The organism is Pseudomonas sp. HY2-MNA-CIBAN-0224 (assembly GCF_040310285.1).
GTDB classification, from domain to species: Bacteria; Pseudomonadota; Gammaproteobacteria; order Pseudomonadales; family Pseudomonadaceae; genus Aquipseudomonas; species Aquipseudomonas helleri.
Map to the genome: position 1 here is coordinate 54872 of NZ_JBEOPQ010000004.1, position 14496 is coordinate 69367.

At 51.7% G+C, this 14496-nt stretch carries 13 protein-coding genes and 1 pseudogene; 9 read left to right on the plus strand and 5 right to left on the minus strand.

Annotated features, from left to right (window positions below):
• The first annotated feature begins 22 nt into the window (after positions 1–22).
• From AAEZ03_RS04230 to AAEZ03_RS04255, 6 genes are all read left to right on the plus strand, one after another.
• Complete coding sequence (locus tag AAEZ03_RS04230) at positions 23–349, plus strand: pyocin activator PrtN family protein (protein ID WP_350576342.1); 327 nt, start codon at positions 23–25, stop codon at positions 347–349.
• A 42-nt stretch (positions 350–391) separates the two neighbouring features.
• The gene (locus tag AAEZ03_RS04235; RefSeq protein ID WP_350576345.1) at positions 392–796 is read left to right on the plus strand and encodes a hypothetical protein; all 405 of its coding nucleotides are present in this window, start codon (positions 392–394) and stop codon (positions 794–796) included.
• Complete coding sequence (locus tag AAEZ03_RS04240; protein WP_350576347.1) at positions 793–2418, plus strand: DNA cytosine methyltransferase; 1626 nt, start codon at positions 793–795, stop codon at positions 2416–2418. The genes AAEZ03_RS04235 and AAEZ03_RS04240 overlap by 4 nt, the downstream gene beginning before the upstream one ends.
• Before the next feature lie 42 nt (positions 2419–2460).
• Positions 2461–2685, plus strand: a complete 225-nt coding sequence (locus AAEZ03_RS04245; protein ID WP_350576350.1) for a hypothetical protein — start codon at positions 2461–2463, stop codon at positions 2683–2685.
• Positions 2685–3797, plus strand: a complete 1113-nt coding sequence (locus tag AAEZ03_RS04250) for a phage integrase Arm DNA-binding domain-containing protein (RefSeq protein WP_350576353.1) — start codon at positions 2685–2687, stop codon at positions 3795–3797. Before AAEZ03_RS04245 ends, AAEZ03_RS04250 begins: the two co-directional genes overlap by 1 nt.
• Positions 3798–4089: 292 nt before the next feature.
• A complete protein-coding gene (locus AAEZ03_RS04255) occupies positions 4090–5445 on the plus strand; it encodes a tyrosine-type recombinase/integrase (RefSeq protein WP_350576356.1) in 1356 nt (451 codons plus the stop codon).
• Between the two features lie 75 nt (positions 5446–5520).
• Here AAEZ03_RS04255 and AAEZ03_RS04260 read toward each other — a convergent pair whose 3' ends face one another.
• The 4 genes from AAEZ03_RS04260 to AAEZ03_RS04275 all read right to left on the minus strand — a co-directional run bounded on the left by AAEZ03_RS04260 (position 5521) and on the right by AAEZ03_RS04275 (position 11154).
• On the minus strand, positions 5521–5652 hold the full coding sequence (locus AAEZ03_RS04260) for a hypothetical protein (RefSeq protein WP_350576359.1): 132 nt from the start codon (positions 5650–5652) through the stop codon (positions 5521–5523).
• A gap of 97 nt (positions 5653–5749) precedes the next feature.
• Positions 5750–8329, minus strand: a complete 2580-nt coding sequence (locus AAEZ03_RS04265) for an AAA family ATPase (RefSeq protein WP_350576362.1) — start codon at positions 8327–8329, stop codon at positions 5750–5752.
• 9 nt (positions 8330–8338) lie between these two features.
• Positions 8339–9592, minus strand: a complete 1254-nt coding sequence (locus AAEZ03_RS04270; RefSeq protein WP_350576365.1) for a glycine zipper family protein — start codon at positions 9590–9592, stop codon at positions 8339–8341.
• Between the two features lie 917 nt (positions 9593–10509).
• Positions 10510–11154 (minus strand): hypothetical protein, encoded by a 645-nt coding sequence (locus AAEZ03_RS04275; RefSeq protein ID WP_350576368.1) that lies wholly within the window; start codon positions 11152–11154, stop codon positions 10510–10512.
• 199 nt (positions 11155–11353) lie between these two features.
• Here AAEZ03_RS04275 and AAEZ03_RS04280 point away from each other — a divergent pair, with 199 nt between their 5' ends.
• The 3 genes from AAEZ03_RS04280 (at position 11354) to AAEZ03_RS04290 (ending at position 14115) form a co-directional block, all read left to right on the plus strand.
• A complete protein-coding gene (locus tag AAEZ03_RS04280; RefSeq protein WP_350576371.1) occupies positions 11354–12715 on the plus strand; it encodes a hypothetical protein in 1362 nt (453 codons plus the stop codon).
• 89 nt (positions 12716–12804) lie between these two features.
• Complete coding sequence (locus AAEZ03_RS04285) at positions 12805–12999, plus strand: helix-turn-helix transcriptional regulator (protein ID WP_502947891.1); 195 nt, start codon at positions 12805–12807, stop codon at positions 12997–12999.
• 441 nt (positions 13000–13440) lie between these two features.
• Complete coding sequence (locus tag AAEZ03_RS04290) at positions 13441–14115, plus strand: inovirus Gp2 family protein (protein WP_350576374.1); 675 nt, start codon at positions 13441–13443, stop codon at positions 14113–14115.
• A 64-nt stretch (positions 14116–14179) separates the two neighbouring features.
• Here AAEZ03_RS04290 and AAEZ03_RS04295 read toward each other — a convergent pair.
• Positions 14180–14428, minus strand: a pseudogene (locus AAEZ03_RS04295) (transposase); the annotation flags it as partial.
• Positions 14429–14496: the final 68 nt, after the last annotated feature.

Genomic DNA, 14496 nt, shown 5'->3' on the forward strand with positions numbered 1-14496 from the left:
TCACAACAGAGCAGGCCTACAAATGAGTGAAGCCCATCAAAACCCGCTACGGCTAATGCCAGCACCGGACGCGGCCACCGTCGAGTTGCTGTACCGCAACTTCGGCGACGTGCTGATCCCCCTCGCCAAGCTGCGGGAGCAGTACTTCCGCTACCTCAATGAGCAAACCTTTGTCGCAGAGATCATCAGCGGCCGGATTCAGCTGCCCATCACCACACTGGACAACAGCCGTAAAGCGACCAAATTCGCCCACATCCGCCACGTCGCTGCACTGATCGACATTCGCGCGTACAAGGCGGACGAGGAACTGGCCCGACCCAACAGCGAAGCGACCGACAACGACAACTAACCCAGCGCTGCCACCACCAGCGCTGCACCAGGAGCACACCACATGACTGCAATCCAGATCTGCGCATTGATCAGCATCATCACCTCAACCGCCCTGCTCTATTGGATCGGCTACCGAGGAGGCTTAATCGATGGCCGTATCGAAGGCACAGACATCGAACATGCCATCAGTGCAAAGACCATCCGCGAACTAGAGGCGTCATTGAGCCTCATCCGTGCCGATCACAAACAGTTAGCCCAACACTTCAAGCAGCTACTGGACAGCCAAAAACTGGGCCCAGATAACTATCAAAACCTGATGACCATTGCCGAAAAGCTCAAACTGGCTGCCGAGACTTTCCGCGCCAAAAACTCCCCCACTCAGGCCACACAGGCACTTGCCCTGCGCAACAACGCCTTGAGCATGGCAGACCGACTGGAACCCATCGTGCTGGGGGATGCAGCATGAGCAACTTTGACCAGCACTCAGCCGCTGCCGAAGCACCTACACCCCACGTTAAGCCGCGTCAGGCAGAAACACTTGAAGCTACTCTAACCGCTAAAAACCACCCCTCAGCGCAGCCTGATGTTGGGTATAAGCACCTGACGCTGGATTTTAAAACCCAGTACGGTCTTGGCTTGAGCAGACAAGATAACGAAATTATTGTCGACTACTTTTGTGGAGGTGGGGGCGCCGGTACAGGGCTGGAAATAGGCCTTGGTCGCGCAGTAACAGTCGCCAAAAATCACAGCCCAGCCGCGATCAGCATGCACTCGATCAACCACCCGCATGCTAAACACTTCACCACCGACGTCTTCGAAGGCGACCCAGACACTGAGTGCAATGGCCGCGCTGTGGGCTGGTTTCATATGTCACCGGACTGTACACACCACAGTCAGGCAGCCGGTGGTCAGCCGCGCAAGCGAGAGATTCGTAATTTGTCGTGGATCGGCCTCAAGTGGGCAGGCAAGAAGCAACCCCGGGTGATAAGTCTCGAAAACGTAAAACAGATCCTGCAATGGGGCCCGCTAGTGGCTAAACGCTGCAAGTCAACTGGGCGCGTCGTCAAACTGGACGGCGAAGTTGCAGAGCGGGGTGAAGTTATTCCGGTCGGCGAGCAGTTCCTCATACCCAACTCAAAACGTCGCGGTCAGACTTGGAAGGTCTTTGTAGCTGAGTTGCAGCGCCTGGGCTATGTCGTCGAATGGCGCGTGATCAAAGCTTGCGACTTCGGTGCTCCAACCAGCCGGGAGCGGCTGTTTATGATTGCTCGTTGCGATGGTCAGCCCATCGTGTGGCCCGAGCCAACCCACGTAAAGAAGCCTGCTAAAGGGCAACAGAAGTGGCGTACCGCCGCCGAGTGCATTGACTGGTCGCTCCCTAGCAATAGCATCTTTGGTCGCAAAAAAAGCCTGGCCCCGGCCACCCTGCGCCGAGTGGCCAAGGGCATACATAAGTTTGTACTCAATACCGCGAGCCCTTTTATCGTGCCAATTGCGAACTGGTCAGGCGAAAGCGTTCAGTCTGCTGATGAGCCGCTGCGCACCGTGACCTCTTGGCCTCGCGGAGGCTCGTTTGCAATGGCCTGCCCGCAGATTGCGCCCGTTAATGGTGGTGAGCACTCCAAACTCCCTGCCGGTACTGCGCACGCCATCGGCATTTCTTCTGTGCTCATGGAAAAGATGAATGGAGAATTCAACCTTCAACTGTCACCTGAGGTTGAAGCCGGTGCGTTGCGAGTAGCGGCATTCCTGATCAGTTACTACGGCAGCAGTGATGCGGGCGACCTTGCAGCACCTGCACCGACCATCACCACCCGTGACCGCTTGGCCCTGGTAACAGTGACCATCAAGGGCTTGCCTTACGTAATTGTCGACATCTGCCTGCGAATGCTGCAACCGGCCGAACTGTACAAGGCTCAAGGCTTCCCGCCCGACTACAACATCAGCCAAGGATCTGACGGCAAAACCTTCACCAAAACCCAGCAGGTACACATGTGTGGAAACAGCGTGAGCCCACCACCGATGGCGGCGCTGGCTCGGGCAAATGATCCATGGCGAACAATCGAAAGTCTGGCAGATGCCGCATAACCTACTCTAAACCTAACGCCTTAGAGCGGTATGGAGACAAGCATGCCCCCCACAGTACGCAAAGAACTCATCAAAATAAGCGAATACCAACGTCACCGCTGGGGCGAAAACGGGACACCACTCTGCTCACAAGCCATCCGCAATTACATCCGCAACGGAAAGCTACCGGGTGAGCAGATAGGCTCGCTCTGGTATGTAGACTGGAACGCACTGAACATAGCTGACGGCAACGACCTGGTCGCTATGGTGTTGAAAGGAGTTGCCTGATGGCTCCACGGCCGCGCAATAGTACGAACAAGCACCTGCCGCAGAACCTGTACTTTGATCCACGACGCTCGACCTACCGTTACCGTCGCCCCAGCGACGGTAAGTGGTTTCAATTCGGCACCGATCGAATTAGGGCAATAGATGCCGCAAAACAGCTCAATCTGGCCTTTATGCAAGGTGCCGATCTGGTCCGCTCAGTCATGGGCAATGCATCAGGCTCATTTGCAGGTTTTCTGGACAAATACGAAGCCGAGATATTGCCTCCCCGCGAGCTGGCCAAGGGTACGCTCGGACTGTACGCCGTGCACTTCAGACGCTTCCGAAGGCATTTTGAAGGCAAAGCCGTCGATCAAATAACCATTCGCATGGTTGCCGAGTTACTGGACACACTGACCCCAAGGAGCGCCAATCAAAGTCGCGCTCTGCTGGTGGACATTTTCAATCATGCCGCGTCCAAGGGCTTATGCCCGGACAACCCGGCATCGAGCACCATCAACCGTATCGAGAAGAAGCAACGCAAACGCCATACCGTGGAAGGCCTAAAGGCGATCAGGGAGGTGGCACCGCCCTGGCTGCGCAATGCCATCGACTTGGCGCTGATTACCGCTCAACGCCGCTCCGATATTCTGGACATGCGCTTTGATGGCGTTCGGGATGGGTTCCTGTACCTGGTACAAAAGAAGACGGCCAAGGCCAGCGATACAGCATGGATTCGTTTCAAAGTAACTGACGAATTACAGGCCGTCATAACCCGGTGCAGAGACAACGTCGCCTCACCCTTCCTGATTCATCGCAAGCCGCAACGACTGCTGCAGAAGCAGGCGCAGACCAAAGAGCACTGGACCAAGGTTGAAGAACGCTTTCTAACGCGCTCTTTTAAAGAGGCGCGGGAACTTGCTGGCTGTTATGCGGATTGGAAAGAAGAGGAAATGCCGGGCTTCCACGAAGTGCGAGCGCTGTCGCTGCACCTGTACAAAAGAGCCGGTAAAGATGGCCAAACCATTGCGGGCCATGCCAGCGAGACCATGACCAAAAACTACCAGAAAGACCACGCCGATGTGATCTGGTCGGATGCGATACCAGACCTGAATATCAGCGAAATTACCGGTTAGTTTTGCGCGCATTTTGCGCCAGTTTTGCGCAAGGCAAAAACGAGAAAGGGAATCAAAGGCCTAAACCCTTGATTCCCTTACAGAATATGGTCGGGACGGAGTGATTCGAACACTCGACCCCTAGCACCCCATAAAGGTAACTTATAATCCAGCAACGTCCGGCAAGATCCAAGCCCCCCCATAACACCCTGAAAATATTGATTTTACCCGCTACCACTGTCCATTAGCATCCGCTAACATCCCCCTAAAGCTCATCTCAATTCACTACCAATTAACTACCAAGAGCAAGCGCATGGCCAACATTACAGATAAGGCAATGAAGGCCAAGCCTGGCCAAACTCATAAATGGATGAGTGAAGTCGCGATTTGGGGCCATGGATCACTTCTGGCCCGCATCACGCCATCGGGTGACCGCCTTTTCTACTTCCAATACACCAATGAGACAGGCAAGAGATACGCTCTCCCAATCGGAACTTATGGTGCCGGGGATGATTCCGCCACAATGACTCTTTCGGATGCACGACAGAGAGCAATGGAATTGGCCAGCCTTCATAAAACAGGCATCAAAAACATCCGTGAGCACCTTGAGTCCGAAGAGGCTGCACGTATCGCTGCCCGCAATGCCGAGCTAGCACGGTTACACGCGGAGAGAGCCACTGCAGAAACCGAGCTAGCCCGCCAGGCCTCCCGCAAGAGCGTTGTCGAACTGTTTGAACACTGGGCCAAGGTCGATTTGATCAATCGAAAGGATGGCGGCGCAGAAGTTCGTCGAATGTTTGAAAAAGACGTATTGCCCTTTCTAGGCCAATACGCTGTAGCGGACGTGAAAAAAGGCCACATAACAGAAGTGACCGATACCATGCTTGCCAGAGGCGTCAACCGCGCTGCAAAAATAGCCTTCTCCTTGATGCGCCAGATGTTCAGATTCGCAGTGGACCGTGACCTCATAGAGCACGATCCCAGTGCCAGTATCCGAAAAGCAAAAATTGGCGGTAAAGACGTCGAACGCGACCGCGTATTGACTGATGATGAAATTCGTAGCCTCGCGAAGAAAGCCCCAGAGGCAGGGCTTCTGATGACGACAGAAGCTGCAATCTGGATTGCACTTTCTACCTGCTGCCGCATCGGTGAACTACTAAATAGTCGTTGGGAGCATGTAGATCTCAAGCAGCGCACTTGGCTAATTCCTGCTGAGCACAGCAAGAATGGAAAACCGCATATGGTTTTCCTGTCAAACTTTGCTGTAAGTCAGTTCGAACGGGTTCAGAACATCAATAGCAGCTCGGTTTGGTGCTACCCAAATACCGATAACAGCGGTCCAGTCTGCTCCAAGACCGTTACCAAACAGCTGGGCGACCGTCAACGCCAACCTGAGCAAGGAACAATGAGCCGACGTAGTGCTAAAGCTCAAAACCTGCTGCTTCCTGGTGGCAAATGGACCCCTCATGACCTTCGTCGCACAGGTGCAACGCTAATGACCGCACTGGGAGTGATACCTGAAGTGGCTGAGCGCTGCCTGAATCACACTGAAGACAATAAAGTGAAGCGGATCTACCAGCGCCACAGCTATACAGCCGAAATGACTACCGCATGGCGCCTACTAGGCGAATACCTTGAGACACTTACTAATCCAAGGGTTACAGACTAAATCCACCAACTGCTTAATTGAAAAGGTTTCAGTCATCACTGCAATGAGCATCCCATCATCGATGACCAAACCATCTCACTGCAGTGTCGAGGGCATGAACTCATCACCCTGCTCCTCACTAGACCCTTTTCCGTTAAACATGGCGATGCGTGCGAACCCTGCGGGTGACTGAATGCGGTGATCCTCGACGATCACGGTGGTCAGCATCGTCTTCCGCACCACCAGCTTCTACAGCATCCGAGCATTCCACCGAAAGCCCGGAACAATGCCCAACACTCAAATCAACCCACCATTGACGAAGAAGTTATCGTCGGCGACTACTGATACTTAAACCTAAATTATTATTGTGTTCCATCATATGCTCAATAATAGATTTCGGCTTTAATTTAATTTTATCCAAAAGCAACCCAGGATTCCGCAGCAAAGCCTGCCTAACTCCGTAATCGCCGCCTTCCATCAGAACCTCCTGAATTTCTTTTGTCAAACCAGGGTTGTTGGCCAGATTAATTCTTACACTCTGCTCCGGATCGTTGGCGAGCCTCACCTGCACCTCCTTCGAAAGTTTTTGATGTACGGTAAGGATTATTTTCAACGCCGTATCAGCATTTTCCAAAAGCAGTAACTGCTCGCTCTCTGTCAACTCTGGACGCCTGGCGAATGCCTGCTTGATGCTGCTTGCGCCATTCTCAAGGATTTGAGATTTTACACTGCTTGCAAGCGAGGGGTTTGAGATCAGAGCGGCACCAACCGAAACCTCTTTATCCAAGACCAGTTTGAGCAGCAGGGTTTCACTCAGTATCGGGTTGCCAGCCAGCGCGGCTCTTACTTCGGCGTGCTTATCCTCTACCAACTGCTCAGCGGCACCGTCGGATAGTGTTCTGTTGTTTGCCAGGTTCTGTCGCACAACCACATCACTGTCGTTAGCGAGTGTCGTTTGGAGCGCTTCGTTCAAATCCTTCCTTATGGAAAGAGTTCGACGGACCGCTGCCTCGCTATCCGTTGCCAGCTTCTGCTGCAGCGTCACGCCTTTCGCCTGAGTTGCAAGCTTGGTGCGTAGCTTCGAGTCAATGGTGCCATCATCAATCTGGCGAACTAGCAAATCTTCTGGCGCGTTCCCATTCAGGCAGGCCAATTCGAGCAGTTCGAGATCGTACTGAGGGCTGTCCTTGGGTACGTTGATACGAATGGACAGTAGGCGTTCCGGGCAGCGCGGGTTTTCGTAAACCGCTTTGATGACGCTACGCTGGGGATCCATGGCGAGCTTTTCCAATTGATCGTCCGGGCAATCAGGATTGCTCGCGACCTCCTCACGCTTCACATGGTTAGGGTCGGCAGCCAACTTGATCATCTGTGCCACACTGAGTCCCTGATACTCAGAAGCCGGACGCAACTTGAGTTTTTCGAATAACTCTTCGTACTTGCCGACCTGATCGCGCAGGGTTTCGCGCAGTGGGATGGTGGACTGGATCGCGTCTTCCAGCAGTTTCTGAGTCAATGCGCTGCCGTTAATGAAGGCATTAGCCAAGGCTTCATTGACCGCATTCTCGATGTCAGCACCGCAGTAATCACGACACAGCTTTACGAGCTTCAACATCTCCAGTTCAGCAACCGTCTGGCGCGACTTGCCCAGGTGAATACTCAGGATTTTTTCCCGCTCCACGGCGTTGGGAAAGCCAACATAGAAGATTTCGTCGAAACGACCCTTGCGCAGCAGCTCCGGCGGCAGTGCGCTGATGTCGTTGGCGGTGGCTATGACAAAAACCGCACCGGTCTTTTCCTGCATCCAGGTCAGGAAATAGCCCAGCAGGCGCGCGGTCACTTCCGAGGCATTACCACCACCCATGCCGACAAAAGCCTTTTCCAGCTCATCCACCCAGAGAATGCAGGGGCTAACGGTCTCAGCCATGCTCAGTGCGCGGCGCATGTTGTGCTCGCTTTCGCCAACATACTTGCCAAGTAGCGAGCCGATATCCAGACGTAACAGGGGAAGCTGAAACAGACTCGCGGCGACCTTGGCTGTCAGTGATTTCCCGCAGCCAGGCATACCGGCGATCAGCACACCCTTGGGCGCCTTAACGCCCTGTTGGGTCGCCTCATCCAGTCGACGGATAATGGTAGAGCGCTGTTCCAGCCAATGTTTCAGGTTCTCCAGGCCACCAATATCGCTCAACTCTACGTCGACGCTGACCATCTCCAGCACACCACTCTTGGCAATGATTTGCTCCTTCTCGTGGAGAATGGTTTGCAACGTCTTTTTATCCAACGTTCTAGTCTGCCGGCCCACCATCCTCAGCAACTGCCCGATTTCGCTAGCGGTCAAGCCACTCAATCCAGAAATTGCCAGATCGTTCAAATTGTCGGGCACGGTCAATTGCCCATTGTTCTCTGTCTGAACCAACATGGCCTTGATTTCCTTGCGGTCGGGCAGCGGCAAGGAAAGCAAGGTAACCTGGGCTTCGATCGAGGCGGGGATACACACCGCCTCAGAAACCAGAATGACCGAGCACTCGCCAGCGTGATGACGTTCGATCAGGTTCAGCAACTGCTTGAGGCGGGCGATGGCGAGCGTGTTGTGTTCCAAGGCGAGCCGAGCGCCCTTGATCAAGATCAGTGACTGTTCCAGATCCGCGTCCAACAGTGCTAACAGCGCATGTTCCAGCTCGGTTTTGCCGGACTCGAGGTTGCTCAATGGTTGTTTGTTATCGAAGTCGACCCAGCCATGCCCAAGGTTCCACTCATGGATACGCTTGAGTCCGAGTTTATCCTGAAGTCGGACCAGCAACTGATCGACACGGGTCTCTTCTGCGGACTGGATATAGATGGCGGGAGCTCCAGCCAGGAAATGCTCTTCCAGCTTTACTTCGAAATTCTTTTTGCTTTTCATTGCGAGCTCTCAGCTAAACAGACCACTAACGAAACTTTTGAAGCCATCCACTACAGCGACGGTGGCCTCTTTTATGCTCTCAGTCACTTTGCGGACCACCTTGCTGGCAACCTCGACAATCTTCCTGCCCCCCTTTTCGATGAGCGTGCCCACCGCCTTTCCTGCTAGACGACCCGCAAAGCCGCCAACAAGGCCACCAACAGCCGTACCTCCAGGCCCAAAAACTGAACCTAACGCAGCTCCCCATCTGGCGCCAAGCTGGGTACCTTTCTGTTCTACTGCTTGCGCCAGCGAGCGAGCGGCCACCATGGTTGTCTGCTCGATGGCATTGATTGCGGTGTCGGCAAGGATGTCGCCCTGCCCCAGTTTATACAGCGCCTTGGCACGCTCCAGGCCGGTATAGGTAGTAGTCGCGATCACCTCGGCTGGCGTATCGCGGAAACAGCTTAGCCAACCGCTTTTGGCTGCAACCACCACGCCACCGGAAACGGCAACCTGCGCACCGATATGCTGGGCCGACTTTAGCGAACTGTTGAAAAATTCCTGTAGGGCCACACTGGTCGGTGCGTTTTCATGACCACGCATCCAGTTCCAAGTGCGCTGCCCAAGGATGCGGGCTCCGTGGCAGGAAGCATTCAAGGCCGCATTGAGTAACGCCTGGTTGTTGATATCCTTGGCAATGGCCAGACGGGAGTTTTCGTCCCAGATAGTCGGTTGTTTTTCCGTAGCGCCTGTCATACCGCCAATGGCGACATCGGTAGGTACCGTAGTGTGGCGCATATCCGGCTTGAGTGTCTGCGTCAGCGATATGTTGGCCGACTCCAGCATGCCCTGTACTTGTCCGGCGTACTTGTCCAAATTCAGATCGGGATTGTCCTGAGCGTCCTGCTCCAGCTCCTTGGCTAGCCAGTTAGCCGTACTTTTCCCCTTATCGAGGTGTCGTTGCAACGACTCTTTATGCCGATTGGTACGCGTGATCGAGTCGATGAGCGTGCGCGCGACACTTTTGACTTCGGCGTTGTTTTCCCACAAATGAGGATACTTGTTGAATTCATGCGTGAGCCACTGATCCAGTGGCATCTCATGGCGATGCTGGTCGTAGGAACGAATGAAGTTCCAGATGACCTCGACAGCCTTGGGCGCACTACCCGAGTCAGCGAATGCGACTTGACTCAACAGATCTGCTTGACGCTCGTGCTCGTTTTCGTTGTTAAGCAGTGGCTCGGAGAGGTTCGACATAGAAAATCCGTTTGATTGGCTCATGGCAGAGTGTCCTTGGGGGGTCAGCAAGGGTGACAAAAAGAAAGGAATGATACCCGGCAAAGTGCCTATGGTCTCGCGCCAAAATGGCCTTCTGCCATAGTGCGAACTCACCCAGACTTCACTGGAAAATGCACTTAGCGATGCAGAAGCAACTCTGCCAACGTCCGCTCAACCCACCCTGCATCGCGCATCTTCAACGACTCGTTCCCGCACTTCGAGCACTGCTTGAACCACTCCCCCGGTCCCAGCGCATCACTCCGGGGTGCCACCGTTTTCTTCCAACCACATTCACCACACATAAGCGTAAATGGCTTGGGCTTTTAGGCATCGCAGCTCTCCTGAAAATTTATCCTTAGTCGTCTCCAACCGGCCGACATCTCGTGCCAGACAGCGTATAGCACTCAGATCAGGGCTGGCGACGATACAGGCCAAGAACTTCGCCCGGCTGACGGCCACATTTAAGCGATTTTTCGAATACAGGAAGCCAATTGTTGGCGCCTACGCCGAATTGACCCAGTTGCCGAAATATCACTGACCCAGCCTGACTCCTCGCGAACCATTACCTTTGCTGGATTTGTGCCGATTTGGAGGCGGGTCAGTCTTGCGTCAGCACGTAGGTCAATTCGGCATAGGCGTCTACACTCCCAAGATACGGTAGCCCGACTTAAGTGAATACTGGCAGTTTACTGCCAGTCGTGCCCGTTCAATTTTGGTAGAAGCCAGGGGCGATTCAATACATGGAAGAATCATCTAAGCAAAGTACCCTGCAATTCCATTCCGGTGTTCCCGATCTGACCTTCTCGAAAAACGACGCGCCCTGATGTGTGACTGGTCGAACTTCGCGAACACGAAACAGACTGAGAGTATTAAAAACTACCCAGCATTCTGCCCACAGGCCTAGGCGTAGCCACCACATATTACGCACAGTTATTCTTAGGCGGTTTAATTAGCCGCTTAAATTTCATAACATCCCACTTCTCTACAAAAGAAAGCTTTGCAAAAAGCGCCGTCCTCTTTTCCTTAAAAAGCTCCTCAATCTCTTGTTGCTGCGGCTCCACTGGCTCAGCGCCGAGTTTTTTCATTTGATCTAGCTGGATGGTACATTTACTTAATTCCGCAAGGGTCGCACCCAAGAGCGTGCCTAAAGTTACAGCCGCCAGATGACTAAAGTCTGACCCCCTCATTAACTGTTCGCTATCAATGATTTTTTCAGGCTGAATTTTAGTTTTTTTCTGAAGATTCTTTTTTTTAAAAATTAACCTTTCCAACGCCTCAGTTACACTTAAGGACTGCTCCTTAGCCAACTCATCAAGTTTCTTCTTTGCAGACGCTGCCAGTACAAAGTTGTAGGCTTTTTTTTCATCAAGATTATCCCTATAACTTTTCTGACGCCACGCTCCTCTCATCTTATTAATGAACTCACGATAGTCACTGGTATCTGGTTGCACCGCGGCCCATGAGATCAAATCGTCGTATAACCCCGCGACCCTATAAAAAGTTTTTTCCCTTCCGCGAAGGTAACGCACCGCCCACTCGTGCTGCTTCGTGTCGGTGCGCTCCATCCATTCAAATCCATTCTTTAGCTTTGGCATCATAAATCCCCATGTGCGGCTTAGCTCACGATGATACCTCATCATCACTGCGTACCGTTACGGAGTGATGTGACGGAGTGATTGACGCAAAATTTAAAATCTATTAACAGGGTGTTTTTCTGCGATATAATCACCCTTTAGACCAGGATCAACCGGAGCTTTTGTTGCTATGCATCGCACTCTACTGAGCTTTGATTTGCACTCAATCAGCGCTGAAACTAAGTTTTTCCTCATTAGGTTTGTGCAGTTGTATGGGGTAATTCAGCCTATGCGAATGGGCGTCAAGGAGCTTGCAAAAGCGACAGGTGCTACCGATCGAGTGGTGTCCCGATCACTAGATGATCTGGTGGAGCTGGAGCTGCTGGATCGCAGGAGGATTGATAATGGTGCGAGAGGTCGCAACAAAAGGGAGCATCAATGTTCATCACGACTGATCAAGCTACTTGAGGACATGAGAAAGAATACCTCCTTGACGCATGAACATAGGATTGACCATGTGCTAAATGGCGCGAGTCAGCCAGAAGGATCTGAGTTGAATATCACCAATCGATTGTTACTTGTCGTGCTGCTTAGCCAAGCAGATCAGTTCGGGATAGTAAGAAGCCTGGGGTTATCTGATTTATCGAAGCGAACGGGTCTTAACCGAGAAAGAGTGAAAGCACAGCTTCACAAACTACATTCATTAGGGGTCATCCGAACATCAGTAGCGGGGATGTCGAGCGCCGAGATATTTAGACCTGCAAAATCTATCTACTTCCTAAATCTTCATGCCTGCACATTAAAGCTAGGCGACCAGACAGCAATAATTTTAGTGCTCCCATCTGACACAGGACACTACTTGAACGACATGAATGAAGCCATGAGAATCGTTCACCTGGCGAGCATTGGCCGTGGGCGCGAATTCCCATCAATGACGGGCATTCTTCGACTTCTGCCAGACAACACTCACTTCAAAACGCTCGCAGCTTTATTCTATCCAAAAATTAAAGGCTTGCAGCTAATTCCTTTCCTACAGGCAAAACTGGATGAGTACGCATCTTTTCTAATATCTAAATATCGACATACGATTTTTTTCGACAGCCCTTTCTTGGATCATGAGCTTTTAGAGATTATAAGGGCCGATTTCAAACCTCCAACTAGCGAAGGAGCGCGACGCTTGTCAAGCGCTGCACAGGATTATGAAAATCCTATTTTAGTTGATTTTTTATATAAAGTTTCTTTTAGATTAGCTTCCGAGCTCAAGGAGGTATTTTCTATTGAAAAGATGCCATTCGAAAAAATTGACTTTCAGATCCTGCCGAACTCAGATACAGCATATCGACTGGGCAAGCATTCTAGACCTAGGACTTTACTAGCCATCCCACACAATGCAACAAGTAAGGGGGCATGTTACGTTTTGAAAAAAATCGAAGGAGGGGCTTTGGGCTATATACGCTTTGAGAATGAAGAGAATATCCAACGTGAAGATAGATACAAGTATGGTCTGCTCACAAAAACAAATGCGCCAAAACGCTATGGCCTTCGAAGCTGAACTCAAGCCTAAACACCGCCAATAAAACCACGAAAAAGTTTTTAGTTATCGGTCTCCCCAATCCTGTGAACAGATATGAGGAGCCAATAATGAAATCCATTCGAATAATTCGCATAGAAAGTTTATACAACGCAACTGGCTTGGGTCGATCAACAATCTACAAGTATATTGCCGAAGGTCATTTCCCAAAATCAGTCTCGCTGGGTGGTAGAGCTGTTGGCTGGATCGAAAGCGAAGTTCAGGACTGGATCATGGCTAGAATAAAGGAGCGCGACGAGCATTGAATGCCAGACTGCTGACGCTCAGAGGATCGGGTTTGGTTTAACCAGTACACTCAACCCACACAACGACAATGATAGCCAAAAAACCACCTCTGATGCTTTTTCTCCAGAGTTACAATCAAACCAGAATAATGCCTGTAAAAAACCCATACATCACGACGAACAAATGATCGTTCTCGGTAGTCGCACCGCCTTTTAGTAACAAGTTCTCGAAGCCTACAAGGCTTCCAGCGCTAGCTCAATCAGACACCTGCCCGTCATTGCGCACCTATATTTCCAGCCAACAACCCATCAACCAAACTCGGTATTAGTATTATATACAACCAGCACACTAACACCTCCAACACAAAAACAGCATCAACACAAGATAACCAACAGAAAACGCAGTAAACAAGTACGTACCAGGCCAAGTGTATGAGAAACACTCATACACGGAATAGCCAAATGAATACCACCATCAAAGCACAACGCCTTCAAACCAACACCAACCTCAGCTTACACTTCGAAAACCACTATCAGGGCTTACCTGTCATGGTACAAAAAGGCCCGTTGATTCGCGAGTACCTAGAGATGCTCTACCACACAACCCAACGTGCTCTGGAGGAGCACGCAAGGGTCTTTGCGGTTCGATTCGACTTAAGGCTACCGGATGGAAAGCCACTGCCTCAGGACGCTTTTACTAACCGAGTAATCCAACGCTTCATTGACTCATTAAAGGCGAAAATCAAGCATGCTCGCGAGAGATCCAGGCAGGTTCATGGATCAGCTCACAGCACCAGCATCCACTATGCTTGGGCTAGGGAGATTGGCCAGACCGGCAAGCCACATCATCACTTTGTGTTGCTACTCAACAAAGATGCTTACTGCACCTTAGGGAGTTTCAATCTTTCTTCTGACAACATGTACAGCCGCCTACACGGAGCTTGGGCTAGCGCTTTGGGTTTATCTTTGGTGGAGTCTTACGGGCTGGTCCATATCCCTCCGAACCCCCAATACAGGTTAGATAGAGTAAATGCAGCTGAATTCGCCAAGTTCTTTGAGCGGGCAAGCTATCTTTGCAAGGCGGCAACAAAAGTATTCCGTGATGGCAATCATGCTTTTGGTTGTAGTAGAGGGTAAGTACTGAGCACATGACTCATGGGGGATGAACAGGCAGTGCGTGCAACCAACGGTCCATTCACTGCTTCGGTTTGACGCTGGTAAAATTGCGGTCGCGGTTGTTGACCGCTTTAAGTTTGCTACCGTCGATCGCGACTAGGTTCTCTCCGAATAATCCACCTGCTGACACGGCACAACAAATTGGCGGCAGGCGCCTCGGATGGCCTTACTTTTGCCTATTCGGAAATTGGCGACGAGTCTCGAAATCCAGCATCGAACGTCCGGTCAGCCGCATCCGCTTGTCGTTGCATTGGGCTTCTCGTTCCATTCGCCGGCAACCGACAGAATACGGCCCCAAATAGGACATCTGCGGTTGAATACACAACCAAGAGCAACCGCTCG

Bases quoted from the DNA above. Each gene is read 5' to 3' on its own strand.
- AAEZ03_RS04230 (WP_350576342.1), top strand. From the start codon at position 23: ATGAGTGAAGCCCATCAAAACCCGCTACGGCTAATGCCAGCACCGGAC.
- AAEZ03_RS04235 (WP_350576345.1), top strand. From the start codon at position 392: ATGACTGCAATCCAGATCTGCGCATTGATCAGCATCATCACCTCAACC.
- AAEZ03_RS04240 (WP_350576347.1), top strand. From the start codon at position 793: ATGAGCAACTTTGACCAGCACTCAGCCGCTGCCGAAGCACCTACACCC.
- AAEZ03_RS04245 (WP_350576350.1), top strand. From the start codon at position 2,461: ATGCCCCCCACAGTACGCAAAGAACTCATCAAAATAAGCGAATACCAA.
- AAEZ03_RS04250 (WP_350576353.1), top strand. From the start codon at position 2,685: ATGGCTCCACGGCCGCGCAATAGTACGAACAAGCACCTGCCGCAGAAC.
- AAEZ03_RS04255 (WP_350576356.1), top strand. From the start codon at position 4,090: ATGGCCAACATTACAGATAAGGCAATGAAGGCCAAGCCTGGCCAAACT.
- AAEZ03_RS04260 (WP_350576359.1), bottom strand. From the start codon at position 5,652: ATGCTGACCACCGTGATCGTCGAGGATCACCGCATTCAGTCACCCGCA.
- AAEZ03_RS04265 (WP_350576362.1), bottom strand. From the start codon at position 8,329: ATGAAAAGCAAAAAGAATTTCGAAGTAAAGCTGGAAGAGCATTTCCTG.
- AAEZ03_RS04270 (WP_350576365.1), bottom strand. From the start codon at position 9,592: ATGAGCCAATCAAACGGATTTTCTATGTCGAACCTCTCCGAGCCACTG.
- AAEZ03_RS04275 (WP_350576368.1), bottom strand. From the start codon at position 11,154: ATGGAGCGCACCGACACGAAGCAGCACGAGTGGGCGGTGCGTTACCTT.
- AAEZ03_RS04280 (WP_350576371.1), top strand. From the start codon at position 11,354: ATGCATCGCACTCTACTGAGCTTTGATTTGCACTCAATCAGCGCTGAA.
- AAEZ03_RS04285 (WP_502947891.1), top strand. From the start codon at position 12,805: ATGAAATCCATTCGAATAATTCGCATAGAAAGTTTATACAACGCAACT.
- AAEZ03_RS04290 (WP_350576374.1), top strand. From the start codon at position 13,441: ATGAATACCACCATCAAAGCACAACGCCTTCAAACCAACACCAACCTC.